Source organism: Hyalangium minutum, assembly GCF_000737315.1.
GTDB classification, from domain to species: domain Bacteria; phylum Myxococcota; class Myxococcia; order Myxococcales; family Myxococcaceae; genus Hyalangium; species Hyalangium minutum.
Genome location: NZ_JMCB01000013.1, coordinates 245,991 through 269,026, shown reverse-complemented (window position 1 = coordinate 269,026; position 23,036 = coordinate 245,991). Strand labels below are relative to the sequence as shown.

The following is a 23,036-nucleotide window of genomic DNA, read 5'->3' as shown; positions in this document are numbered from 1 at the left end:
TTTAGTTTGAGCTCAAATCACTATATATATTTCCACCGCATGTCCAGCCCCCTCCCCTAGCCTGTCCGTCTGGCTCGCGGTCGTCATGTCCCTGCTCAGCGTGGCCGCCTTCATCTACTACATCCACCACGTGGCCCAATCCATCCGGGCCGTGGTCATCCTCACGCGCATCGGTAAGGAGGCGCGCGCCTCGCTGGAGCAGATGTACCCAGAGGGCCTGGGCGAGGACACAGAGGAGGCTCACACGCAGAGGCCCCAGGGACACCCCAGCCTGGTCATCCCCTCCGCCGGGAACTCCGGGGTGCTCGTCGCCGTGGACGAGCAGCAGCTCCTGACGTGCGCCCAGGAGGCCCGCATCACGCTCGCCCTGGTGCCGATGATGGGAGACTTCGTCCCCCATGGAAGCCCCCTCTTCGAGGTCTGGGGTGACGGGGCTTGCCTCAACGCGAAGCACCTGCAGGAGGCGCTGCAGATCGCTCCAGAGCGAACAATCCACCAGGACACCGCCTTTGGCTTCCGCCAACTCGTGGACATCGCCGAGCGTGCCCTCTCGCCTGGCATCAACGATCCCACCACGGCCGTCCAGGCCATCGACCAGTTACACGATTTGCTGCGGCGCATGGTGCGCCAGCGCTTCCCCGCGCCCGCGCGCAGGGATGAGACCGGCGCGCTGCGGATGATCTGCCCCCGCCCCAGTTGGGACTCCTATGTGCGGCTGGCGCTGGATGAGGTGCGCCAGTACGGCGAGGGCTCCATCCAAGTGACCCGCCGCCTGCGCTCCCTGCTGGAAGACCTGCTGCAGGTGGCGCCCGCCTTCCGCCGGGAAGAGTTGGAGCGGCAGCTCGCGCTGCTGGAGGCCAGGTCAGCCATCCGCCGCGGGGAACAGCCTCCGGACACGCTCGGCAGGGTGCGGGGACCTGCAGCGGGAGCGCCGCGCAGGAGCGCCGAGGGAAGCCCCAGACCATCTACCCACTGACACCTCACAGTTTTCCCCCTGCCCGTGGTGTCCTGACGCTCAGTCCTTGTGCGGCAACAGCTTGTCCACCATGCCCTTGATGGACTGCTTCATGACGCCACCGGCGTCCACGTCACCGCCCAGCAAGGACCTGGCGAAATTCGTGGCCTGCTCGAAGGTGATGTGGGGCGGCAGCGGCGGCACATCCGGGTCCACATAGGCCTCGTAGACCACGGGCCGGTCCGCGCTCAGCGCCTCGTCCCACGCCCGGGCGATCTGCTCAGGCCTGTCCACCCGGATGCCCTTGAGACCCAGCGATTCCGCGTACTTCGCATAAGGGAAATCCGGGAGGTCCTGCGTCGCCGGCGTCTTCGGATCCCCTGCCATGACCCGCTGCTCCCACGTCACCTGGTTCAGGTCGCGGTTGTTGAGCACCAGGATGATGAAGCGCGGGTCCTTCCACTGCTTCCAGTACTTGGCCACGGTGACCAGCTCGCCGTTGCCGTTCATCTGCATGGCCCCGTCCCCCACCATGGCGAGCACGGGCCGATGCGGGAACGCGAACTTCGCGCCAATGGCGTAGGGCACCCCGCAGCCCATGGTGGCCAGGTTGCCGGACAGAGAGGCCATCATCCCCTTGCGAATCTTGATGTCCCGCGCGAACCAGTTCGTCCCCGAGCCCGAGTCCGCCGTCAGGATGACGCCGTCTGGCAGCTTGGGCGACAGCTCCCAGAACACCCGCTGCGGGTTGATGGGGTTGGCTGAGTTCATCGCCTGCGCCTCGGACGTCTTCCACCACTGGCGCACGCCCTTCTCCACCTGCTCGCGCCAGCTCCGGTCCTGCTTGCGCTGAAGCATGGGAATCAAAGCGCGCAGCGTCTCCTTGCTATCGCCTGTCAGCGCCACCTCCATGGGGTAGCGGATGGCCAGCATCCGGCCGTCGAGATCAATCTGGACGCCGCGGGCCTGTCCCTCCTTCGGGAGGAACTCCGAGTACGGGAAGCTGGTGCCCACCATCAGCAGCGTGTCGCACTCCATCATGAGATCCCAGCTAGGCTTGGTGCCCAGCAGGCCGATGGCCCCCGTCACATAGGGCAGATCGTCTGGCAGCACCGCCTTGCCCAGCAGCGCCTTGGCCACGCCGGCGCCCAGTACCTCGGCCACCTGCATCACCTCGTCAGCGGCGTTGAGCACGCCCGCACCCACCAGCATGGCCACCTTCTTGCCCGCGTTGAGCACATCCGCGGCGCGGCGAAGGTCCTGCTCCTGCGGGAGGACGCGCGGCACGCTGTAGGCGACGCTGGAGTGGAGGGTGCCGTGGGCCCGCGCGGGCTTCTCGTACGTCTCCTCCTGGAGATCATTGGGGACGATGACGCATGTCACCGTGCGCTCGATCTGCGCGATGCGCACCGCGCGATCCACCGCGTGGCGCACCGCCGCGGACTTCGTCACCATGGTGACGTATTCACTGGCCACGTCCTTGAAGAGCGTCACCAGATCCACTTCCTGCTGGTAGTGGCCGCCCAGCGCCGCGCGCGCCTGCTGGCCCACGATGGCCACCACGGGCTGGTGGTCCAGCTTCGCGTCATACAGGCCGTTGAGCAGGTGGATGGCACCGGGGCCCGAGGTAGCCAGGCACACGCCCACCTCTCCGGTGAACTTGGCGTGGGCGCACGCCATGAAGGCCGCCATCTCCTCATGGCGTGCCTGGATGAACTGGAACTCCGTGGTGCGGCCCAGCGCACCGATGATGCCGTTGATGCCATCTCCCGGGTACCCGTAGATGCGGCGGATCCCCCATTGGCTCAGGCGGTAGAGCAAGTAGTCACCAACAGTCGCGCTCATCGTGTGCCTCGGTCTGCGTCAGGAGTGAGGTGAGAAAGGAGAACGTGTCAGGAGAGCCTCTTCCTCAAGCTGTTCACCTGGGAAACACCAAGGAAGATGCCCGCGGCAGCCCCCACGGCGAGCAGCCCAGCGCCTGCCAGGGCGCCCCACCGCGCCTTCGGGACGGTCCCACTCACGAGGAGCGCCTGGGCCTCTTCGAGCAGGGCCTTCTCAGGCTCATCCCGATCCAACAGGTGTTGCTTGCGCCGGAGCGCCGCCCACAGCACATGCGCCAGGTGGACCGGTGTCCTCCCCGAGCCCTGCCGGATCTGCTCCCGGCAGCTAAACCCGTCCGCGATGACAAGCGTGCCTCGCGGCGCCTCCCGTACCTTGGGCAGGATGACGCGCTCTCCGCACGCCACGCTCGTCTCGTAGTGGGACTCCTCGTACCCGAACGCCCCCGCCATCCCGCAGCAGCCGGAGTCTGGCTTCTCCCAGTCCAATCCGATCTTCTTCAGCACCTCGCTCTCTTGCTCGAACTTCATCACCGACTGGTGGTGGCAGTGGCCCTGCACCAGTGCCCGGCCTCGCAGCGTGGGCACCTGGAAGTCCGACGCCTTCTTCTCCAGCAACTCGCTCAGCACGAACGTCTGCTGCTTCAGGCGCTTCGCGTCGTCGTCATGCGGGAAGAGGTTGACCAGCTCGTCCCGGAACACAGCTGCGCAGCTCGGCTCCAGAAAGACGAAGGGCACCCCCGCGCGGATCTCCTCGCGGAAGCGAGCGAGGGTGTGCTGGAGCAACGCCTTGGCCGTGTCCAGCATGCCGTAGTCGTAGAGCGGGCGGCCGCAGCACACGAAGCCCTGGGGCACGCGCACCTCGAAGCCCGCGGCCTCCAGCACCTCCAGGGCCGCGCCCGCCGTGTCCGGGTGGAAGAAGTTGTTGAAGGTGTCCGGGAACAGCACCACGGGCCCGCGCGTGGTGGGCGCAGGTTTCCGGCCGCGCACCCGGCTCTGGAAAGAGCGAGGGGCGAAGGGCGGGATGCTCCGCGCCGGGTGCACTCCTGCCGCCCACTTCGCCACGCGGCTGAGCCCCGGCGTCTGCGTGAAGAAGTTGGCCACCCGAGGCGCCAGCGAGGCGAGCCGCGACCAGAACATGATGAGCCCGAACGCATAGGCGTGCCTCGGCCGCACCTTGCCCGAGTAGTAGTGACTGAGGAACTCGGCCTTGTACGTGGCCATGTCCACGTTCACCGGGCAGTCGGACTTGCAGCCCTTGCACGACAGGCACAAGTCCAGCGCGTCCTTCACGTGCTCGCTGCGCCAGCCGCCCTTGAGGGGCTCGCCCTGCATCATCTCGAAGAGCAGGTGCGCCCGGCCACGTGTGGAGTGCTTCTCCTCGCGCGTCACCATGTAGCTGGGGCACATGACGCCGCCCTGCTCGCGGCGGCACTTGCCCACGCCCACGCAGCGCAGGGTGGCCCGGGCGAAGCTGCCGCGATCCTCTGGATACTGGAAGTGGGTGTCCAGCGGGGGCGGCGCGTACTGGGTGCCCAGCCGCAGGTTCTCGTCCACCCGGTAGGGCGACACCTTCTTGTGGGGGTTCATCTTGTTGGCCGGATCCCAGATCGCCTTGAACTCGCCGAAGGCACGCACCAGCTCCTCGCCGAACATCTTCGGCAGCAGCTCCGCGCGGGACTGTCCATCCCCGTGCTCGCCCGAGAGCGAGCCGTGGTGCTTCACCACCAGATCCGCCGCCTCCTCCACGAAGCGGCGGTACTTCTGGATGCCCGCGCGCGTGGTGAAGTCGAAGTTGATGCGGCAGTGCAAGCAGCCCTGGCCGAAGTGGCCGTAGAGCGCCGTCCTGTAGCCGAAACTCCCCAGGAGCTTCTTGAACTCGCGCAGGTAGGCTCCCAGTTGGTCCGGAGCCACCGCTGAGTCCTCCCAACCCTCCCACGCGTCCGGCTCGCCCGGAATGAAGGCGGTGGCACCCAGCCCGGACTCACGCACCTCCCAGATGAGGTGCTCCACGTCGGGCTTGTCATAGAGGCGCATGGTGGGCGCGTGGGCGTGGCGCTTCAGGCGTGACATCAACTTCTGGGCCTGCGCGTCCGAGTCCTCCTTCGAGTCCCCTCCGAACTCCACGACGAGCCAGCCGTCGCCCTCGGGCAGCAGCGCGACGTCCTTCGGATGCATGCCCTTGCGGCGCATGTCGTTCACGAGCACCCCATCCAGGCCCTCCAGGGCAATGGGCTGGGACTCGAGCACCTCGGGGAGGTGGTCCGCGGCCTGGAACACATCCGGGTAGCCCAGCACCACCAGCGAGCGGGCCCGAGGCTCGGGGATCAACCGCAGCGTGGCCTCCAGGACGGTGACGCACGTGCCCTCGGTGCCCACCAGGGCCCGGGCCAGGTTGAAGCCCTTCTCCGGGAGCAGCTCGTCCAGGCTGTAGCCGGAGACGCGCCGGGGGATCTTCGGGTAGCGCTCGCGGATGAGCGGGGCGTACTTGTCCCTCAGCGCCTTGAGCCCCGCGTAGAGCTGCCCGCGCCGGCCTCCGTCTCGGATGATGCGCTCGAGCTCCGGCTCCGGAGTGGGGCCCACGCGCAGGCGGAGCCCGTCGTACGTGAGGACCTCCAGCTCCTCCACGTTGTACTCCATCCGCCCCGCCCGCTGCGCGTGCGTGCCGCAGGCGTTGTTGCCGATCATGCCTCCCAGAGTGCAGCGGTTGTGCGTGGAGGGATCTGGACCGAAGGTGAGCTGGTAGCGGTCGATGGTGAACTTGCGCAGGTTGTCCAGCACCACGCCGGGCTGCACCCGAACCCGCTTCCGCTCGGGATCCACGTGCAGGATGCGGTTCAGGTACCGGGAGAAGTCCATCACCACGGCCACGTTGCACGACTGGCCCGCCAGGCTCGTGCCCCCTCCCCGGCTGAGCAGCGGCGCGCCGAACCGGCGGCAGACACGGACGATCTCCATCACATCCTCGATGGAGCGGGGACGCACGACGCCCAGCGGGACCTGCCGGTAGTTCGAGGAATCCGTCGCGTAGAGGGCGCGGCTGCCAGCGTCAAACTCCACCTCCCCTTCGAGCCGCTCGCGCAAGGCCAACTCCAGCCCCTTGACGTCCACCTCCTGCCGCTCGCGGCGCTCAGGGACCTGCTCGGGCCTCCGGCCTCGCTTGAGCCGGTGCTGATCGATCAACGTCTCGAGAAGCGCGAAAGTCCTCATGTGTTGTCCCCCATCGCGTAGCGGGCGGCGTCCGCCCGCTTCAGCTCCAGCCCCAGCCCCGGACGTGAGAGATCCGGCACGAGCGCGCCCTCTCTCACCTCGGGCACGCCCTCGAAGAGCATCCGCTCCAGCCGGGCGTGATCGTGGAAGTACTCCAGGTGCACCAGCCGCCGGGCCGCGCATGCCACATGGGCGTGGAGCGCTGGGGCGCAGTGCCCGGAGAGCGGCACCTGGTAGACGTCACACAGCGCGTCCGCCTGGAGGAAGCCGGTGATGCCCAGGCACCGTGTGACGTCCGCCTGCAGCACATCCACCGCGCCCGCTGCCAGCATGCGGCGGAAGTAGATGCCGCCATCCCCGTACTCCCCCGCTGCTACCGCCATGCCGGCCGGGGCGCGTGAGCGGACGCGATGGAGCCCCTCGAGATCATCGCTGGACACGGGCTCCTCGAACCAAGAGACGCCGCACTCGGCGAAGCGGTCCGCGAGAGCCAGGGTCTGCGCCACGGTGTACGCGCCATTGGCATCCACGAAGAGCTCCACGCGGTCTCCAATGGCCGTGCGGGCGGCACGGACGCGGGCGGGATCCTCCTCGGGGTGGCTTCCCACCTTCATCTTCACGCGAGGGATGCCCTGCTCGGCCCAGCCCGCGAGTTGCTGCTGGAGCCGCTCCACGGAGTACGAGGTGAACCCTCCGCTTCCATAGAGGGGGACCCGCTCCCTCACGGCGCCGAGCAGCCGTGCGAGAGGCAGGCCGAGCAGCCGGGCCTTCACGTCCCAGAGCGCGGCGTCCACAGCGGACAGCGCCATGGAGACCAGGCCCGGCCGCCCCAGGTTGCGCACCCGGCGCAGCAGCGCCGTCATCCGCGCGGGAATGTCCATGGCGTCCTGAGAGCGCAGTTCCTGGGCGAAGACGCGGGAGATCAGCGCCGCGGCCACCGCGTCCGTATACGTGTAGCCGAGTCCCCGCTGGCCCCCGGCGGTCAGCTCCACGACCACCAGCGTGGTGGAGTCCCACGCGAAGGTGCCATCCGCCTCAGGGGCATCCGTGGGGATTTGGTACGCGGATACCTCCACCCGTTCGATGGGTGCCGCCCCGCTGCCCCGTGGGTGCCCTGCCGCCACGAAAGACCCCCTGAGAACCCTGGGAGGGAGACACGTCTCTCCAAGACGGAAAATAGTTTGGGAGCCCAAGTCATGAAGTGAGGCGCTGTGCCGCCCGGCCGCCCTGCTGGGATGCCGACAGAGGCCCGCCCTCCGTGTACCGGCTGGCACTGCACGCCACGAGCATCAGGCTCAGCTTTGCCGAAGCGACAAGAGCATGAGCGCCAGGGACCGAGAGGCGCCGGGAGCCACGGACATGAAGGGTTCGCAGGGAGAGACCGGTGAGTCGGCGCGTGAGCTGCTGGGGCAGGCCATCGACCAGGGCAAGCGGCTGGCGCAGGCGGAGTTCGAGGCCGCCCGGCAGGAGCTGCGAGAGGACGCTCGCCAGGCCCTCAAGAGTTTGACGCTGCTGGGCACGAGCGCAGGCGTGGGGCTGGGGGGAGTCATCGCACTCGCCGTGTCTCTCGCCTTGGCACTGAGGACACGCCCCGCTTCCTTCACGCTGCTGGTGGGGCTCGGCATGATGGGCGGCGCGGCGGCCCTGGCGCTCCAGGGAGTGCGGAGCCTGCCCAAGCAGCCCATGTCTCGGACCTTGGGACAAGTCCAGGAGGATCTGGCCCTGGTGCAAGAACAGCTCACCTAGCCCTGCTGGAGGACACAGATGCCAACCGTTATCGGGAGCAAGCAGTGGGCCATTGCCGAGGGCTCAACGCCTCTGATCAGGATGCCCACGTGGAGTTCACCCTCTTCTTCGCGGATCGGGAGCCCGTGGAGTGATGAGCCTCTGGAATGCACCTGCCCTCCCATCGCCACCGCCCTCACGCGCCTCCACGCTCTCCCCGAGGCCCTCAGCCGCCCATCGGCGACTACGCGCTGCTGGGTGACGGCGCTGGCTCGGCCCTCGTCTCGAGCGTGACATCCCCATGGCTTTCGCCGTCACTTTCCTCGTTTTCCGAAAGAGGAGTGGAGGGTTGCATGGAACGCATTGAGCACGTCCGGCAGGTCCTCGCCGCCACGCAAGAGGAGGCGGAGCACTGGAAGCTCTTCCGGGATGTCCTCATGCCGGGGGCTTTCGTGGGTCTGCTCGGCGCGGTCTTCATGGCAGCGCTGGCGCTGCCGCTGGGCGCGCTCACCCACGGAGACCTCTGGTATGCGGCCCGGCTGGTAGGGGGTGTCTTCTTCCGGGAAGCCCCCACCGGCGCGCTCTCAGTGCTTGTGGGCCTGGCGGTCCATGTGGCCACCGCGGGAGGGCTGGCCACCCTCTTCGCGCTGGTGCTGCCACGCGGCGGCACCGCCACGGCGGCGCTGATGCTCGGCATGTTGATGGGACTGGCGCTCCAGGTGATCATGCCGGGGTTGATCGTGCCGTTCGCCTCGCCACCGCTGGATCGCGAGGCGCCGCACGGAGCCTTCCTGTTGGTGCACATGGCCTTTGGCGCCTCACTGGGCGCGGTGGTGCCAGCCCGCAGGCTGACGGCCACGCTCTACCGTGCCCTGAAGCGCCCAAAGCTTCGCGCGCTCGTGGAGGCGGTTCGCGCCTAGGGTGTCTGTTCGCTCGGGGGCTCGCGCGTGGGAGCCGCCTGGGGCTGCTCATCCAGGCCCGGCAGCCGCTCGGCGGAGAACGGCCCCGGTGGCATCGCGGGCTGGGGCCGGTCGCTGGCCTCCACGAGGATCAGCCCGATAAGGATGATGACGAAGAGTACCGCGGTGGCGAACACCAGCCGGGGCCCTCCGGCTCGCTCCGACAGGTGCATGAAGAAGAAGGCTATCAGCGTCACCTTGATGACCGCGATGGCCACCGCCACCACGAGCCCCCAAGCTCCCACGTGCAGGCGCGACAGCGCAAACGAGAGCGTGGTGAGCGACAGCAGCCCCACGCCCACGATCAGGGCCTTGCCATAACCACCGTGGGCTCGCCCTCCCTGCTCCTTGCTTCGAGTCTCCGCCATGCGCGCCTCCTCCTCGACACCCGCCGCTCGTCACGCCAGGTAGAGCAGCGGCCAGAGGAACAACCAGACGATGTCCACCAGGTGCCAGTACATGCCGCCCAGCTCCACTGGCGTGTGGTAGGCCGCGCTGAACTTCCCTGACAGCGCCTGGCCGCACAGCACCGAGAGCACCCCGATCCCCACCGTCACGTGCACCGCGTGGATGCCTGTCATGATCCAGTAGAGGGTGAAGTAGAGGCTCGCGCCGGGAACGGCGAACTTGTCGTAGGCGTAGTGGGCGCCGGGCAGGGCTTTGTCCTTCGCGTGGTGGGCGTACTCCATGCCCTTGATGCAGAGGAAGGTGATGCCGAGCAGCACCGCGCCCGCGAGCAGCACCCCCGCCGCCAGATCCCTCCCCTTTCGGATGGAGGCGATCGCCAACGCCACGAGGACGCTGCTGCTCACCAGCACGTAGGTGTTGATCGTCCCCAGCGCCAGATCCATGTGCTCGCGCGCCTGAGAGAAGACCTCCGGGTACGCCAGCCGGTACAGGGAATAGGCGGCGAAGAGGGCCGCGAACAGCAGCACCTCGGTCGCCAGGAAGATCCACATGCCCATGTGCGCCGCGTCCTGACGCGACGCCTCATCGCCGAAGTGCTCGGCGTGTGGAACCACTGGCCTCCCGCTCGCTTCAGGCTGCACGGCCCACCTCCGGCTCCACGCCCGGCTTCGAGTAGTCATGCGGCGGGTCCGTGAACACCATCGGCTCGTGGAAGTTGGACTCCGGAGGAGGCGACTCGCTCAGCCACTCGTAGCCGCGGCTCTCCCATGGGTTGCGCCCGGCCACCCGCCCATGCCGCAATGACCAGCCCAGGTAGATCGCGATGATGAGGAAGCCGAAGCCCAGCAGCGAGGCCCCCGCTGTGGAGGCCACGTGCAGCGACTGGAACCGCTCTGGGTAGTCCGCGTAGCGCCGCGGCATGCCCATGTTGCCCAAGAGGAACTGCGGCAGGAACGTGGCGATGAACCCGAAGATGATGAGCACTGCCGTGCCAATCCCGACCGCCTCTGGGTAGCGCCGCCCGAACATCTTCGGGAACCAGTAGTGCAGCCCGCTCAGGAAGGCCATGAGCGAGGCGCCCACCATGATGAAGTGAAAGTGGGCCACCACGAAGTACGTGTCGTGCCAGTGGATGTCTGCCGAGGTGACGGCGACGGCCACTCCGCTCATGCCCCCGAAGAAGAGCAGGAAGATGAAGCCCAGCACGTACACGAAGGGCGCTGTGATCCAGATGCTGCCCCGGTACATGGTGCCCAACCAGGTGAAGATCTTCAGCGCCGTGAAGATGGCCACCAGCATGGACAGGATGCTAAAGGCCCCCGCTCCCAGCACTGACGCCCCGGAGACGAACATGTGGTGGCCCCACGTGAGGAAGCCCACGAAGGCGATGCCCACCGTGCTCAAGACGAGCACGCGGTAGCTGAACGGGTTCTTCCGGCTGAACGCGCACACCGCCTCGCTGACCACGCCCATGCCCGGAAGGATCATGATGTAGACGGCCGGGTGGCTGTAGAACCAGAACAGGTGCTGGTAGAGCAGCGGATCCCCGCCGCGTGCGGGGTCGAAGATCCCCAGGCCCGCCACGCGCTCGAGCATCACCAGCACCAGCACCATGCCCAGCACCGGCGTGGCCAGCACCTGGATGACGGCCGTGCCGTAGATGGCCCACACGAACAGGGGGACCTTCATCCACGTGATGCCCGGCGCCCGCATCGTGTGCACGGTGGTGATGAAGTTCACCCCCGTGAGGATGGTGGAGAAGCCCACCACGAAGACGCCCAGCAGCACCGGCAGCACCGCCGTCCCCGTCGCGGTGCTGTAGGGCGTGTAGAACGTCCACCCGGTGTCCGCTCCACCCTCGAACATGCCCCACAGCGTGATCGCCGCTCCCAGCACGTAGAGGTACAGGCTCGCCAGGTTGAGGCGTGGGAAGGCCACGTCCTTCGCCCCGATCATCAACGGCAGCAGGAAGTTGCCAAACGCGGAGGGAATGGAGGGGATCAGAAACAGCCACACCATCACCACGCCGTGCAGCGTGAACGCGCGGTTGTAGGCCAGCCGGCCCATGATCGTCTCACCCGGGGTGAGCAGCTCGATCCGCAGCGCCAGGGCGTAGATGCCGCCCAGCAGGAACATGAGCAGCAGCATCCCCAGGAACATCAACCCGATGCGCTTGTGATCGTGCGTGGTCAGCCACGACCACAGGCCCCGCTCGGCGTTGAGGTAGTGCCGCTCGGGAAGCCGAGGCTCAGCGCTGGGCAGGGACATAGGTGGGCTCCTGCGCGGCCGGAGGCACGGGGCGCTCGGGTCGCAGTGACTTGATGAACTCCACCAGCGCGGCCACTTCCCCCGGGCTTAGCTGCCCATGGAATGTGGGCATCACCGGGTTGAAGCCCGCCACCACCTTGGCGGCGGGATCCATCATCGACTCGGTGAGGTAGGCCACGTCCGCCCGGATGCGTCCGCCCGACGCCAGCGGCTCCTCGCGCTCGTACAACCCCAGCCACGTAGGCCCAATGTGCGGCGTCCCGTCCACCGTGTGGCACTTGAAGCAGCCCTTCTGCGCGGCCACGGTGCGCCCGAGCTCGGCCAGTGGCCCCCGCTCATCCGCGCCGGAGACCTGCTCGGATATCTCCCCCGGACTGGCCGTGGGCAAGGCCTTCTGCCAGGCCCGCCACGCCTCGAAATCGCCCGGCTCCAGCGCCACCACCTCTCCGAGCATGTGCGAGTGATCCAACCCGCAGTACTCGGCGCACAGCACCTGATAGCGCCCCGGATGCTTCACCTCGAACCACGTCTCCGTATAGCGCCCAGGCAGCGCGTCCTGCTTCAGCCGGAACTCGGGCACGTAGAACGAGTGAACGACATCCCGCGAGGTGATCATCAACCGCACCGGGCGCCCCGTGGGCACGTGCAGCACTCCCACGCTGCCCACGCCGTCCGTCAGCGCGAACTTCCACATCCACTGCTTGCCCGTCACGTACACATCCAGCGCGCCCGCCGGCGGGTTCTTCACCCACACGAAGTCGCGGAAGCCGAGCACGCCCCAAAGCAGGAAGAAGGAGAGGGGCACGCTGATGAAGATCGCTTCCAGCCACGCGGGGGCCTGCACCCGAGGGGTGAGGGCGAGGGCGTGCCGGCGCCGGAAGCGCACCAGGAACACGAGCCCCGTGAGCCCGATGCACACCGCCACGATGAAGGTGACGATGATGATGAAGAAGTGGATGCGATCCACGCGGTCCGCCAGCGTGGAGCCCCCCCGAGGAAGGAACAGGAGGTGCCGCAAGAACTCCATCATGGCCCCCTCCCTTCCTGCGCCAGCACCTGATCCATGGCCTGCTCGATGGGCACATGGATGACGCCCGCGCCGCGATCCACCCAGCCATAGCGCTCCAGCCGCGAGTCCTGAGCGGCTCGCAGCCGAGGTGCCTCCTTCTCCAGTGCGAAGGGTCGCTGGTTGACGTTCGCGATCTCCGCCTCGCCGAACTGCGCCGGAGTTCCCGCTGCTACGGCAGGCTGGTTCCGCGCCTCCCACCACCGCATGCCCAGCACCGACAGGGAGGTGAGCACCAGCCAGCCGACGAGCACCGCGAGGATGCGGAGGCTCGGCAGCCGATCGTGCTGCGGCGGGGGTGGCGTGAAGCCCTCACTCATGGCTGGGCACCCGCAGCGAGTGGAGGAGGAATGGATCGCGCACTGGCACGGTGTAGCCGCCGCGCTGCAGCCACAGGCAGGCCGCCACGAACAGCCCGCCCACGCCCACCCACGCGGTGAGGCTCGTCCAGTGCGGGTACCACTCCCGCGGATGGAGCGCGGGCAGCACCAGCCAATACAGATCCACCGCGCGCATGAGCAGGAGCCACGCGCACACGGCGGCCAGTCGCCGGGGCTGCTCCTTGATGCTCCGCTGCAGCAGGAGCAGGAAGGGCACCGCGAAGTGGCCCAAGGCCAGCAATGCCGCCAGCCACCGCCAGCCGCCGTCGAGCCGGGCCTGGTACCACGTCACCTCCTCGGGGAGCGTGGCGATCCACATGAGCAACAGTTGCGAGAAGACGCAGTAGGCCCACAGGCACACGAAGCTGAGCAGCAGCGTGCCGAGCCACCGGAAGTGCACCGGCCGCATCAGCGCGCCGAACTGCCCCGCCCCCTGCCCCTGCGCCGCCAGCAGCCCCACCACCGACAGGGCCGCTACCACTGCGCCGCACCCCACGTAGAGCGCGTACACGGTGGACTGCCACAGCGGATCCAGGGACATGAGCCAGTCCAGGCAGGCGAACGACACGCACAGCACCACCACCGGCAGCGAGCCCGCCGCCAGCCGCCTCTGCCACGCGGTGAGCCGCACCACCCTCTCGTTGCTCTCGGGCTCGGCATCCTGGCGCACGGACCAGCGGTAGAGCAGCAGCGCCACCGCGCACCACACCCCGAAGTAGAGCACCGCCCGGAGGAGAAACCCCGTCAGGTTCAGGTACGGGCGCTTGTGCTCGAGCAAATGCAGCGCGTGCTCGCCGAGCGCCGGCGATGGCTCCACCCAGGGGAACAGGTGGCGCATGCTCAGTACCACGGGGAGGAAGAGCAGGATGAACAGCGGGCAGCACGCCGCCATCACCTCCAGAGGCCGCCGCAGCACCGTGGGCCAGCGCGCCCGCGCCGCGTGAAAGGACGACAGCATCACCAGCGCGCCCAGGCACAGGGAGAGCCAGAAGGCGAAGGCGAACAGGTAGCCATGGCTCGCCTCGCGGGCATCGGCGAACCCGCCCGCCAGCGTCGCCGCCAGCCCCAGGACTCCTACGGCGAGCGACACGCCCAGGAACCTCCGGTTGCCCTCGAAGCGCGGTAGCACGGTGATCATGGAACCCCTCCCGAACGCTCCTGCTGGAGCGTGGCCTGGACCGCGGGAGGCGCGGCCGACATGGGCGCTTGTTGGCTGTAGGCGAGTGCTCGCAGGTAGGCCGCCACGGCCCACCGCTCGGAGGGCTTGAGCGCCTCCGCGTAGGACGGCATCAGCCCATACCCCTCGGTGATGACCGCGTAATAGAAGCCGGCCGGGTGCGGCAGTGCCTCCCAGCCCGCGGATACCGGCACTGCATGCGGAGAGCCCGGCTCGGGCACTCCTCCATCGAGCTGCGAGGCGCTTCGGGCCGGGTGCGGCACGTGCAGAGGCCCGAACAGCGCGGGTGCGGGCCGCAGTTGCATGTTCTGGCCCACCACGCTCTGGCCATCCGCCAACAGCCCGTGGCAAGGCGCGCACCACGTCTCGAAGTGGGAGCGGCCCTCGTGGAGCAGCTCGCGCGTCAGCGGCACAGGTGGCCGCGCGACCCAGCCCGCGTCCAGGCTCTGGTGGACCATGAACCGGGCCTGCTGCCGGTACCACTCCTGGGGCACCGTGCCGGCCACGGTGGGGCGCATGGCCCGCTCGTCCGCGAAGAGAGGATCCTCCGAGAACGCGTTATCGCGCTCCTGCACCTGCATCGGATCCCGGTCCTCACAGGCGGACAAGGCCAGCGCCCCCCCGCAGAGCAGATGCCTGGCGACCCTCATTCTTCGCCCTCCACCTGCGACACCTGCGAGGCGCCCAGGGTGCGCAGCACCTCGGCCACCGTCTCGGGCGGAGTGGACTCCTCCACCGCGACGCTGATCCAGAAGCCATCCACGCTGGCGCTGCGGAAGGACTCCAGCTCGAAGACTGGGTGTGTCACCCGAGGCAGCCCGCACACCACGAACAAGCCCAAGAAGACCGCACCCGCAGCCGACAGCACCCCCGTCTCGAAGGTGATGGGAATGAAGGCGGGCGCGCTGTGCAGCGGTCTCCCGCCCACGTTCAGCGGCCAGTCCACCGCCTGTGTGAACCACTGCACCAGGTAGGCCCCAGCCGCGCCGCCAAGCCCTGCCAGCAGCCCCAGCGCGGGCAGGCGCGAGGACTTCAGCTCGAGCACCTCGGCCAGCCCCTCCACGGGGAACGGAGTGTGCGCATCCAGCCGCACGAAGCCGCGCTCCCGCAGCGCACGGGCCACCTCGAGCAACCGCTCGGGCGAACCGAACTCTCCGAGCACCCAGCGCTTCATGGTGCCCCTCCCCCGCTCCGCCTCTGAGCCGCCGCCTCGCGCGCGAAGGCCTCGGAGGACTCCAGCTCATGCTGCAGGTGCTTCACCTCGCTGGCCGGCACCGGCGGCACCAGCTTGAGGAACAGCAGGAAGCCCAGGCCGAACAGCCCCATCGTCCCGGACAGCAGGCTCAGGTCCACCCAGGTAGGCGCGTAGTGCTTCCAGCTGCTCGGCAGGAAGTCCTCGCTCAGAGGCGCCACCACGATCAGGAAGCGCTCCAGCCACATGCCCACGTTCACCAGCAGCGCGGCCACCCAGAGCACCACCGGCTGGATGCGCAGCCGCCCGATCCAGAACAGCTGTGGCACCACCACGTTGCAGAAGATGACCGTCCAGAAGAGCGGCGCGTATGGGCCCACGCGCAGGATGTTCATCGCGTGCTGCTCGTACTCGTTGCCGCTGTACCAGCCGAAGAAATGCTCCTGCACGTAGCCGTAGGCCACGAAGAGCCCGGACACGAGCATCAGCCGCGAGAGCACATCCAGGTGCGCATTCGTGATGACGTGGTGCAGGCCCAGCGCCCGCCGCGCGGGCAACAGCAGCGTGAGCACCATGGCGAGCCCGGAGAAGATGGCGCCCGCCACGAAGTACGGAGGGAAAACGGTGGTGTGCCAGCCCGGCAGTTGCGCCACCGCGAAGTCGAAGGACACGATGGTGTGCACCGACACGACGAGCGGCGTGGCCACTCCCGCGAGCACCACGTACGCGGCGCGCCACTGGAGCCAGTGCCGGGCGCTGCCGCGCCATCCCATGGACAGCACTCCCCAGGCGCGGCGCTTCCACGTCTCCCGGGCGGTATCCCGCGCGGACGCCAGATCCGGCAGCAAGCCCACGTACCAGAAGAGCACCGACACCGTGAGGTACGTGAGGATCGCCACGATGTCCCACGTGAGCGGGGAGCGGAACTGCGGCCAGGCGCGCAGCACGCTTGGGTACGGCACCAGCCAGTAGAACTTCCACGGGCGCCCCAGGTGCAGCAGCGGGAAGAGGCCCGCGCACGCCACGGCGAACAGCGTCATCGCCTCGGCCATGCGGTTGACGGAGCTGCGCCACTTCTCGGCGAACAGCAGCAGGATGGCGGAGATGAGCGTGCCGGCGTGGCCGATGCCGATCCACCAGACGAAGTTGATGATGCCGAAAGCCCAGGCCACCGGGATGTTGTTGCCCCAGGTCCCCACGCCCTTCGCGAACGTCACTCCCATGCCCACCATCAGCAGCACGGTGAGCGCGGAGCAGATCCCCACCAGCACCCACCACCAGCGCGCCGGTCCGGCCAGCACGGGCCGCATCAGCGATGCGTTGAGCTCCGCGTTCGAGTAGCGCCCCTCGATGAGCGGGTGCTCCACCAGCGGATCGGCCATCACAGGGGCCTTGGGCGCGGGCTCGCTCATCCGAGTTCCTCGTGCGGGTTCTTCAGCCGCAACAGGTGGACCGTGCGCGGCGCGGTCCCCAGCTCGTGCAGCAGCTTGTAGTGGCGGGGATCCTCGTGAAGCTGGGAGACGCGGGACTCCGGGCGGTTGAGATCTCCGAAGACGATGGCCTCCGTGGGACACGCCTGCTGGCAGGCCGTGCGGACCTCGCCCTCACGGATGGTGCGGCGCTCCACGCGCGCGGTGATGCGCGCCGACTCGATGCGCTGCACGCAGTAGGTGCACTTCTCCATCACCCCGCGCGAGCGCACCGTCACCTGGGGATTGCGGTGCATCCGCGCCAGCGGGTCGTGGCCCGTATAGTCCAGGTAGTTGAAGCGGCGGACCTTGTACGGGCAGTTGTTCGAGCAGTACCGCGTGCCGATGCAGCGGTTGTAGATCATCTGGTTGAGGCCCTCGTCCGAGTGGACGGTGGCGTTAACGGGGCACACGTACTCGCAAGGGGCGTACTCGCAGTGCACGCACATCAGCGGCTGGGTGATGACTCCCGGCTCGTGCTCGTCTCCCAGGAAGTAGCGATCGATGCGCAGCCAGTGCATCTCCCGGCCGCGCAGCACCTCGTGCTTGCCCACCACAGGGATGTTGTTCTCCGCCTGGCAGGCCACCACGCACGCGCTGCACCCGGTGCAGCGGTGCAGATCGATGGCCATCCCCCAGCGGTGGGGCGGCTCGACCGGAGGCCCCGGCGGCGGGTAGAGGTGCTCCGTGGGCTCCTGCATCCCTTGCAGCATGTCCGTGTGGGCCTTGAACCGGGCCTGCGTCGTCTGGAGCGCCAGGGGCCGCTCCTCCATCCGCCAGTGCTCCTGCGTCAGCGCGAAGGCGTGGTGGCCCTCCAGCAGGGAGAGCCGCGCTCCCGTGGCCCACCCCGGCGAGTCCTGATGCCACAGGGTGTACGCGTTGAAGCCCACGCCCTGTGCCACGGGGCTGCCCCGCGTCCGCCCGTAGCCGAGCGGGAGCGTCACCGTGTCATCGGCCTGACCGGGCACGGGCAACACCGCCACCTCCAGCGCGCGGCCCCGGAGCTCCAACCGAACCCGAGAACCCCTCTCCAGCCCCAGCCGGGCGGCCGTCGCGGGGCTCACCAGGGCGGCGTTGTCCCACGTGAGCTGGGTCATGGGATCGGGCAGCTCCTGCAGCCACGGGTTGGCACCGAAGCGCCCATCGTAGAGCTTGAGATCCGGCACGAAGTGCAGCTCGAGTCCCTCCCCTGCGGGACGAAGTGCCCGCGCTGCCGCGAGGACCGCCTCCGCGTCCACCCGCGCCTGGAGCGCCGGCAGCTCGGTGCCTGGCACGACCCCCGTGGCCAGCCAGCCCTCCCATGCCTCCTGGAACCTCACTGGACGCCCGGCCCGCTCCCGCCACAACGTCCGAAGCCGCTCGTAGGGCGGCATCTCCAGCGTTCCGGTGAAGGCCGCCAACAGGTCCAGCGGCGCCACCGCGGCCTCCTGCAGCGGGGCGATGAGCGGCTGGAGGATCGTCGCGGTTCCCTCCGGAGCCCGCCCATCTCCCCACGTCTCATAAGGGTGAGTAGCGGGGACGAACCAAGTACACGCCGCAGCCGTCTCGTCCTCCTCGAGCGCGCAGTACACCGTGTACGGCACCCGCCCGAGCGCCTCGACGAGAGGCACATCCACGGGCGCACGGTAGACAGGGTTCCAGGCGGTGATGATCAGCGTGTCCACGGTCCCGGCGCGCAGCTCCTCCACCAGGGCCGGCAGCGCCGAGGCGTCTGGCACAGGGCTGAGCAGCTCGTCCACGAAGCGCACCAGCGCGCCCGGGCCGAGGGCCTCGTTGAGCCAGTGTGCGAGCGCATGAACCGCTGCGGGCTGCCGCGCTCCGGCCACCACCAGCGCCGCGCCTCGCTGCGCCACGAGATCCTTGGCTGCCACCGTCAGCCAGCGCCGCTCCGTCTCGCTCAGGGACGTGGTGCCGTCGGCGAGACTCGCGAGCCCCGCGTGCCCCAGCGCCCGTCCCACCTCGGCGGCCAGCGCGCGCGCCAAATGCGGCAGCCGGGAGGGCCGGGCTCTCAGCCGGTGATCCGCGAAGGCGCCCGTGACGCTCAAGTGGCTCTCCACCACCCACAGCCGATTGCTCTCCGGCCGGGCGCGAGCGGAGACGAACTCACGCGCTGTGCGCGGGCTCCCTGGCAACGTGGACAGGAAGTCGTCGTCCAGCGACACCACCGTGCGTGCCTCCGAGAAGCGAGGCAGCACCTGGAGCGGCCGACCGAAGGCGAGCCGGGCCCCCTCGCGCGCCTGCACTGGCTCGATGCCGCTGAAGGGCACCACCTTCGCGCGAGGGTAGCGCTCGAGCAGCCGCGCATAGGTGTCCGCCCACAGCGGAGAGGCACTGGGCTCTACCAGCAGCCGAAGTCCGGCGCCCCCGTCGTTCCGCTGGGCGCGCTCGATCAGCCACGAGAAGAGCGCAGCGCGAGAGACAGGCTCCCCCTGGTGGCGCACCACGCGCGCGCGGTGTGGATCGTACAGCCCGAGCAACGATGCCTGTTCATGCGCACCCGCCGCACCGAGGCTCTCGGGTTGCTCAGGGTTGCCCTCCACCTTGGTGGGCCGGCCCTCGTGGCTGCGCACCACGAGGCCGCGCACGTAGCCCTCCAGCGTGAGCCCCGTGGCGTAGTGCAGCGGCACTCCGGGCGTCACCTCGGGCGGCTGCTTCGAATAGGGCATCACCTTCTCGGGAGGCTGCCGGAAACAGCCGGACAGCCCCGCCGCGGCGGCCCCGAAGGCGGCCAGCTCCAGCACCGCCCGGCGGGAGATCCCCTGAGGCGGCTCGGAGGCTCCCAGGGGGAACTCGCCCTCGGGCGCGGCCAGCGTGGCACGGCGCTCCTCGAGGCTGCGCCACGCGTCGGGCGCCTCGGCTAGCACTGGCAGGGGGTAGCGCTCCTTCAGCGATGGCATGTGGTGCACTCGGTGCGAGGGGAGACCTGCAGCGCTTGCATCACCCGGCGGCCCACCTCGCGGGCATCACCCGCGGGCCGCCATGTCATGTCGGCGATGTGCTCCAGTGGGCGCAGGTGGGGCGCCGGATCGCGATGGCACTCCAGGCACCAGCCCATGGTGAGAGGGACCACCTGCTGCACGAGCGGCATCTGATCCACGCGGCCGTGGCAGCTCACGCACCCCACGCCCTTATGGACATGGATGGAGTGGTTGAAGAACGTGAAGTGCGGCAGCCGGTGGACGCGGTTCCAGGGAATGGGCCGGTCCTGGAAGTAGCTCTCGCGCACGGGTGCTAGCAGCGAGCTCTCGTTCCAGATCTGCGCGTGGCAGCCCATGCACCGGCTGGTGGGCGGAACACCCGCGAAGGGCCCCTCCCAGGCGCCCTCATGGCAGTAGCGGCAGCCGATGCCCTCATCCCCGACATGGTGGCGGTGGTCGAACTGCACGGGTTGTTGCACCGGCTCGAAGGCTGAGGTGCCCAGGGGGCTCCGGGCCATGAGCATCAGCCCCACGGTGCCCACCACGGGAAGCCCCGCCATCAGGCCGAGCACCCCGCGGATCACGTCGTCTGTGCCTGGAGGAAAGAGCCCCATACACCGCCCGTGGAAGGATGGGCTCCCACGTACAGAAGCTCTCCGCCGGGCGGATAAGCAAATTCCGGAGGCCTGTCGCGGACTCCACGCTCCTGTCCTGCCCCTGTCCGGAGGCCCACATCCAGGGTGGACTCGGGGCCAGCTTCACCCCACGTGTTCGGGGTGCTCCAGGGGCGAGGCCACGCCAGAGGGCAGTGGCGCTTGCATGAAGGCTGTCTCCGCGGCCTGCAGGCGCAGCCGGTCCAGCGACACGTGCTGCGACTCCGCCTGGGCGATGAGCGTCTCGAAGTCAAAGCCCGCCAGCCGCCGCTCGACTCGCGCGTGCCGCTGCAGCAGGGTCCACATGGAGCGCTTGCCGATCACCGCGATGGACAGCGCCTCCAGCTCCACCATCCGGGTCAGGGGCGTGCGGTGCACCAGATGGGTGTGGGTCTTCAGCCGCGCCACCTTCTCCATGACCCACCCCGCGAGGTGCTTGAACTCGTTCCGGGTCACGCCCAGCGCACGCATGATCTGCTGCAGCACCGTGCGCTCATCCTCCAGCTCCTTGATGAACGTGATGAGGTAGCGCCCCACTGCGTTGTCCCGGTTCTCCCGGTGCGCACGGCGCGCGAGCTCGAGCCCCGTGTGCGAGCCGGCGAGATGATCGTTCAGGTAGATGCCCAGCAGCTTGACGTCCACGGTCTGCCTCCCTGGCGGATGACTCCTGCCAGGGTTGGCATTCCCGCCGGGGCTTGCAGGCGTCAGCGCCCCAGTGCCTGGACACCAGGCAGGGAAGCTCAGACGCGCGTCAGCAGGCACCCAAGCGTCAGCCCTCGCGGGGCTCGTCCGGGTAGGTGAAGGTGACGGGCAGCTTCAGGTCCGGGTGGAGGCTTCGTGCCACGGGGCAGCCGTGGGCAGCCTCCTCCAGCCGGGCCCGGTGCGCCTTGGACAGGCCCGCGGGCATCTGGATCTGCAGCACCAGCTCGCCAATGCGGCGCGGCGGAGGCGTCATCCGCTTCTCCACCGTGGCCCGGGCTTCCCCAAAGGGAATGCCCTCGCGCGAGGCGGTCAGCGCCATCGTCGTCACCGCGCACGAGGCGAGCGCCGCGCCCACCAAGTCCGTGGGCGAGAACGAGGCCCCCGTCCCGCCGTTGTCCTTGGGGGCCTCCGTGTTCATGCGCGAGCCCGAGGGCCCGTGCTCAAGCTGCGTCTTGAAGGCCGGAGCGGTGATGGCGGTCATCACCACACCGGTGGGCTGCGAGGGCTGGCTCATGTCAGTGCTCCTGTGCACAACGGGTTAGCGGACGTAAGCCTCGTGCTTCTCGGCGTCCTCTTCCTTCGAGGGCTCCGCGTCCTGGATGCTCCAGTCCAGCGTCTTCATCAACTCCTTGCTGCGCTTGCGCACGTCCTTGTCCAGGAAGGAGATGGCCTCGCCCATCTTGTCCATCAGCCGCATGGGCTTGCGCTTGTTCTTCGGCTCGGACAGCAGCGCGTGCGTGAGCCAGGGGAACACGGCCGTCACGTCACAGTGCACGTACACCGAGCCCGTCTCCACGGCCTCCACGGAGACCTTGCCCCAGGTGTGGCCCTCACCGGCCGGGCAGCTCGACAGCGCCCCGTTGTCCACCGGGTCCACGCAGAACTGCACGTCGATGTCGAAGCCCGTGGTGGGCACGTTGAGGATCTGGTCCAGCAGCGGCTCGCCCTGCAGCGTGTAGTTCTTGGGCACGCCACCCCCGAGGATCCAGATCGCCAGCCGCTTGGAGCCGTTGTGGCGGCAGAAGTGCTGCATCGCCGCCATGGAGTAGACGTCGTCGTTGATGTCGAGCTCGAACTTGAACTCGGCGCCCAGCAGGCGCTTGAGCTTCACGACGTTCAGGAAGATCGAGCCGTCCTGCACCGCGCCCACCCAGATGGGCACTGCGTGCTTGTAGCAGGTGGACAGCAGCGAGGGCTGCTTCACGCCCAGCTTCTTCTCGATCTGGTAGACGGCCTTGCCCAGCAAGTAGTGGAACTCGGGGGTGGTCATCTTCCGCTGGAACTCGGGGCCGCGGATGATGGCGGAGAAAAGCCGGTCCGTGTCCAGCAGCGCCTCCTCCCAGAAGCCCAAGTCGTAGATGCGGATGATGCGCGCCAGCCGGTACTGAAGGTCGCCCGCGTTCGGGTTCACCTCGCGAATGGCGTGGCCGATGATGCGGTGGGCATCGTGGTAGAGGTTGGCGCCCGTGGTGGTCAGCGCGGAGATGACGCCCTTCTCGATGAGTGGGATGAGGCAGCTCTGGTGCAGGCCCGCCGGCGTCATGGCGCCCGACAGCGTGAGGAAGATGGACGCGTCCTGTTCCACCGACTTGGACATGAGCTCGAACGCGGTGCGCTCCTGACGGCCCACGTAGGCGCTGAAGGCATGGGCGAGCAGCTCAGCCGGCTTCTCCTTGCCGGTGATGGGACGGGGATCCGCCTTGCGCGCCCCCGAGTAGGCAGCGCGGAGGGACTTCTTCGGGTTCGAGGTCTTGGCCATGGCGCGCGGCTATACCATCCGCGGCGCGCTGTGGGGAGCGATCCGCGCTACCGGCGGCCCCCGGCCTTGGACTTGGGGGCCGGTTCCGGCTCGGGAGCGCCCAGGATGCGGTCGCGAACCTGCTCGGGGGACAGGTGCTGGGTGTCGGCCACCACGCAGGAGACGTAGGCCAGCTCCGCCAGGGCGCGCCGGGCCCGCTCGCGCACGGAGGCGTCGTCGGAGCCCAGCAGCTCGGAGGCGGCCGCCACGTAGCTGCTCGCGAGCGACTCGAAGAGATAGACCCGGTTCTCGATGGTGTCGTCCGTCTTGGCCATGGTGTCGAGGACTCTACGCGCAGGCGGCCCGGCACGGTGAGGG

At 68.7% G+C, this 23,036-nt stretch carries 22 protein-coding genes; 4 read left to right on the top strand and 18 right to left on the bottom strand.

Annotated elements, in window-relative coordinates:
- Positions 1 to 16: 16 nt before the first annotated feature.
- Positions 17 to 976 carry a DUF2254 domain-containing protein gene (locus DB31_RS29945; protein WP_338034337.1) on the top strand — a complete coding sequence of 320 codons (960 nt, stop codon included), beginning with the start codon at positions 17 to 19 and terminating at the stop codon, positions 974 to 976.
- Between the two features lie 39 nt (positions 977 to 1,015).
- Here the strand turns inward: DB31_RS29945 and DB31_RS29940 are convergent, their stop codons facing one another.
- The 3 genes from DB31_RS29940 to DB31_RS29930 are packed head-to-tail and all read right to left on the bottom strand — an operon-like array spanning position 1,016 to position 7,127.
- Positions 1,016 to 2,800, bottom strand: coding sequence for a thiamine pyrophosphate-requiring protein (locus DB31_RS29940; protein ID WP_044193747.1), 1,785 nt, complete (start codon positions 2,798 to 2,800; stop codon positions 1,016 to 1,018).
- Between the two features lie 47 nt (positions 2,801 to 2,847).
- A complete protein-coding gene (locus DB31_RS29935; RefSeq protein WP_083968828.1) occupies positions 2,848 to 6,003 on the bottom strand; it encodes an FAD-binding and (Fe-S)-binding domain-containing protein in 3,156 nt (1,051 codons plus the stop codon).
- The gene (locus DB31_RS29930) at positions 6,000 to 7,127 is read right to left on the bottom strand and encodes an enolase C-terminal domain-like protein (protein WP_044193745.1); all 1,128 of its coding nucleotides are present in this window, start codon (positions 7,125 to 7,127) and stop codon (positions 6,000 to 6,002) included. Before DB31_RS29930 ends, DB31_RS29935 begins: the two co-directional genes overlap by 4 nt.
- A 235-nt stretch (positions 7,128 to 7,362) precedes the next feature.
- Between DB31_RS29930 and DB31_RS29925 the strand changes: the two genes are divergently transcribed.
- From DB31_RS29925 to DB31_RS29920, 3 genes are all read left to right on the top strand, one after another.
- Positions 7,363 to 7,749 (top strand): phage holin family protein, encoded by a 387-nt coding sequence (locus DB31_RS29925; protein ID WP_169787113.1) that lies wholly within the window; start codon positions 7,363 to 7,365, stop codon positions 7,747 to 7,749.
- Between the two features lie 44 nt (positions 7,750 to 7,793).
- Positions 7,794 to 7,883, top strand: coding sequence for a sensory rhodopsin transducer (locus DB31_RS51695; protein WP_420806729.1), 90 nt, complete (start codon positions 7,794 to 7,796; stop codon positions 7,881 to 7,883).
- Positions 7,884 to 8,081: 198 nt separating this feature from the next.
- On the top strand, positions 8,082 to 8,648 hold the full coding sequence (locus DB31_RS29920; RefSeq protein ID WP_044193743.1) for a hypothetical protein: 567 nt from the start codon (positions 8,082 to 8,084) through the stop codon (positions 8,646 to 8,648).
- On the opposite strand, the gene DB31_RS29915 is transcribed toward DB31_RS29920, so the two are convergent.
- The 15 genes from DB31_RS29915 to DB31_RS29845 all read right to left on the bottom strand — a co-directional run bounded on the left by DB31_RS29915 (position 8,645) and on the right by DB31_RS29845 (position 22,993).
- Positions 8,645 to 9,055 carry a cytochrome C oxidase subunit IV family protein gene (locus DB31_RS29915; protein ID WP_044193741.1) on the bottom strand — a complete coding sequence of 137 codons (411 nt, stop codon included), beginning with the start codon at positions 9,053 to 9,055 and terminating at the stop codon, positions 8,645 to 8,647. The genes DB31_RS29920 and DB31_RS29915 overlap by 4 nt on opposite strands.
- 30 nt (positions 9,056 to 9,085) lie before the next feature.
- The gene (locus DB31_RS29910) at positions 9,086 to 9,709 is read right to left on the bottom strand and encodes a cytochrome c oxidase subunit 3 family protein (RefSeq protein WP_338034329.1); all 624 of its coding nucleotides are present in this window, start codon (positions 9,707 to 9,709) and stop codon (positions 9,086 to 9,088) included.
- A 16-nt stretch (positions 9,710 to 9,725) separates the two neighbouring features.
- Complete coding sequence (locus DB31_RS29905; RefSeq protein ID WP_044193738.1) at positions 9,726 to 11,363, bottom strand: cbb3-type cytochrome c oxidase subunit I; 1,638 nt, start codon at positions 11,361 to 11,363, stop codon at positions 9,726 to 9,728.
- Complete coding sequence (coxB, locus tag DB31_RS29900) at positions 11,344 to 12,393, bottom strand: cytochrome c oxidase subunit II (RefSeq protein ID WP_044193736.1); 1,050 nt, start codon at positions 12,391 to 12,393, stop codon at positions 11,344 to 11,346. Before coxB ends, DB31_RS29905 begins: the two co-directional genes overlap by 20 nt.
- On the bottom strand, positions 12,390 to 12,749 hold the full coding sequence (locus tag DB31_RS29895) for a hypothetical protein (protein ID WP_044193734.1): 360 nt from the start codon (positions 12,747 to 12,749) through the stop codon (positions 12,390 to 12,392). Before DB31_RS29895 ends, coxB begins: the two co-directional genes overlap by 4 nt.
- Positions 12,742 to 13,947 carry a hypothetical protein gene (locus DB31_RS29890; protein ID WP_044193732.1) on the bottom strand — a complete coding sequence of 402 codons (1,206 nt, stop codon included), beginning with the start codon at positions 13,945 to 13,947 and terminating at the stop codon, positions 12,742 to 12,744. The genes DB31_RS29895 and DB31_RS29890 overlap by 8 nt, the downstream gene beginning before the upstream one ends.
- Positions 13,944 to 14,636 carry a c-type cytochrome gene (locus tag DB31_RS29885; RefSeq protein ID WP_044193731.1) on the bottom strand — a complete coding sequence of 231 codons (693 nt, stop codon included), beginning with the start codon at positions 14,634 to 14,636 and terminating at the stop codon, positions 13,944 to 13,946. The genes DB31_RS29890 and DB31_RS29885 overlap by 4 nt, the downstream gene beginning before the upstream one ends.
- Complete coding sequence (locus tag DB31_RS29880) at positions 14,633 to 15,160, bottom strand: DUF3341 domain-containing protein (protein ID WP_044193730.1); 528 nt, start codon at positions 15,158 to 15,160, stop codon at positions 14,633 to 14,635. The genes DB31_RS29885 and DB31_RS29880 overlap by 4 nt, the downstream gene beginning before the upstream one ends.
- Positions 15,157 to 16,590 carry an NrfD/PsrC family molybdoenzyme membrane anchor subunit gene (gene nrfD, locus DB31_RS29875; protein ID WP_044193728.1) on the bottom strand — a complete coding sequence of 478 codons (1,434 nt, stop codon included), beginning with the start codon at positions 16,588 to 16,590 and terminating at the stop codon, positions 15,157 to 15,159. Before nrfD ends, DB31_RS29880 begins: the two co-directional genes overlap by 4 nt.
- A complete protein-coding gene (locus DB31_RS29870) occupies positions 16,587 to 19,544 on the bottom strand; it encodes a 4Fe-4S dicluster domain-containing protein (RefSeq protein WP_044193726.1) in 2,958 nt (985 codons plus the stop codon). The genes nrfD and DB31_RS29870 overlap by 4 nt, the downstream gene beginning before the upstream one ends.
- Positions 19,532 to 20,179, bottom strand: a complete 648-nt coding sequence (locus DB31_RS29865) for a cytochrome c3 family protein (protein WP_044193725.1) — start codon at positions 20,177 to 20,179, stop codon at positions 19,532 to 19,534. Before DB31_RS29865 ends, DB31_RS29870 begins: the two co-directional genes overlap by 13 nt.
- Before the next feature lie 144 nt (positions 20,180 to 20,323).
- Positions 20,324 to 20,860, bottom strand: a complete 537-nt coding sequence (locus DB31_RS29860) for a hypothetical protein (protein WP_044193724.1) — start codon at positions 20,858 to 20,860, stop codon at positions 20,324 to 20,326.
- A gap of 127 nt (positions 20,861 to 20,987) precedes the next feature.
- Positions 20,988 to 21,434, bottom strand: coding sequence for an OsmC family protein (locus DB31_RS29855; RefSeq protein ID WP_044193722.1), 447 nt, complete (start codon positions 21,432 to 21,434; stop codon positions 20,988 to 20,990).
- Between the two features lie 24 nt (positions 21,435 to 21,458).
- Positions 21,459 to 22,679 (bottom strand): deoxyhypusine synthase family protein, encoded by a 1,221-nt coding sequence (locus tag DB31_RS29850; protein WP_044193721.1) that lies wholly within the window; start codon positions 22,677 to 22,679, stop codon positions 21,459 to 21,461.
- A 47-nt stretch (positions 22,680 to 22,726) separates the two neighbouring features.
- On the bottom strand, positions 22,727 to 22,993 hold the full coding sequence (locus DB31_RS29845) for a hypothetical protein (RefSeq protein ID WP_044193719.1): 267 nt from the start codon (positions 22,991 to 22,993) through the stop codon (positions 22,727 to 22,729).
- Between the last annotated feature and the right edge of the window lie 43 nt (positions 22,994 to 23,036).

Coding starts and splice junctions, on each gene's coding strand:
- DB31_RS29880 (WP_044193730.1), bottom strand. CDS start 15,160: ATGAAGCGCTGGGTGCTCGGAGAGTTCGGTTCGCCCGAGCGGTTGCTC.
- DB31_RS29855 (WP_044193722.1), bottom strand. CDS start 21,434: ATGAGCCAGCCCTCGCAGCCCACCGGTGTGGTGATGACCGCCATCACC.
- DB31_RS29935 (WP_083968828.1), bottom strand. CDS start 6,003: ATGAGGACTTTCGCGCTTCTCGAGACGTTGATCGATCAGCACCGGCTC.
- nrfD (WP_044193728.1), bottom strand. CDS start 16,590: ATGAGCGAGCCCGCGCCCAAGGCCCCTGTGATGGCCGATCCGCTGGTG.
- DB31_RS29920 (WP_044193743.1), top strand. CDS start 8,082: ATGGAACGCATTGAGCACGTCCGGCAGGTCCTCGCCGCCACGCAAGAG.
- DB31_RS29890 (WP_044193732.1), bottom strand. CDS start 13,947: ATGATCACCGTGCTACCGCGCTTCGAGGGCAACCGGAGGTTCCTGGGC.
- DB31_RS29885 (WP_044193731.1), bottom strand. CDS start 14,636: ATGAGGGTCGCCAGGCATCTGCTCTGCGGGGGGGCGCTGGCCTTGTCC.
- DB31_RS29870 (WP_044193726.1), bottom strand. CDS start 19,544: ATGCCATCGCTGAAGGAGCGCTACCCCCTGCCAGTGCTAGCCGAGGCG.
- DB31_RS29845 (WP_044193719.1), bottom strand. CDS start 22,993: ATGGCCAAGACGGACGACACCATCGAGAACCGGGTCTATCTCTTCGAG.
- DB31_RS29905 (WP_044193738.1), bottom strand. CDS start 11,363: ATGTCCCTGCCCAGCGCTGAGCCTCGGCTTCCCGAGCGGCACTACCTC.
- DB31_RS29850 (WP_044193721.1), bottom strand. CDS start 22,679: ATGGCCAAGACCTCGAACCCGAAGAAGTCCCTCCGCGCTGCCTACTCG.
- DB31_RS29940 (WP_044193747.1), bottom strand. CDS start 2,800: ATGAGCGCGACTGTTGGTGACTACTTGCTCTACCGCCTGAGCCAATGG.
- DB31_RS29895 (WP_044193734.1), bottom strand. CDS start 12,749: ATGAGTGAGGGCTTCACGCCACCCCCGCCGCAGCACGATCGGCTGCCG.
- coxB (WP_044193736.1), bottom strand. CDS start 12,393: ATGATGGAGTTCTTGCGGCACCTCCTGTTCCTTCCTCGGGGGGGCTCC.
- DB31_RS29925 (WP_169787113.1), top strand. CDS start 7,363: ATGAAGGGTTCGCAGGGAGAGACCGGTGAGTCGGCGCGTGAGCTGCTG.
- DB31_RS29865 (WP_044193725.1), bottom strand. CDS start 20,179: ATGGGGCTCTTTCCTCCAGGCACAGACGACGTGATCCGCGGGGTGCTC.
- DB31_RS29915 (WP_044193741.1), bottom strand. CDS start 9,055: ATGGCGGAGACTCGAAGCAAGGAGCAGGGAGGGCGAGCCCACGGTGGT.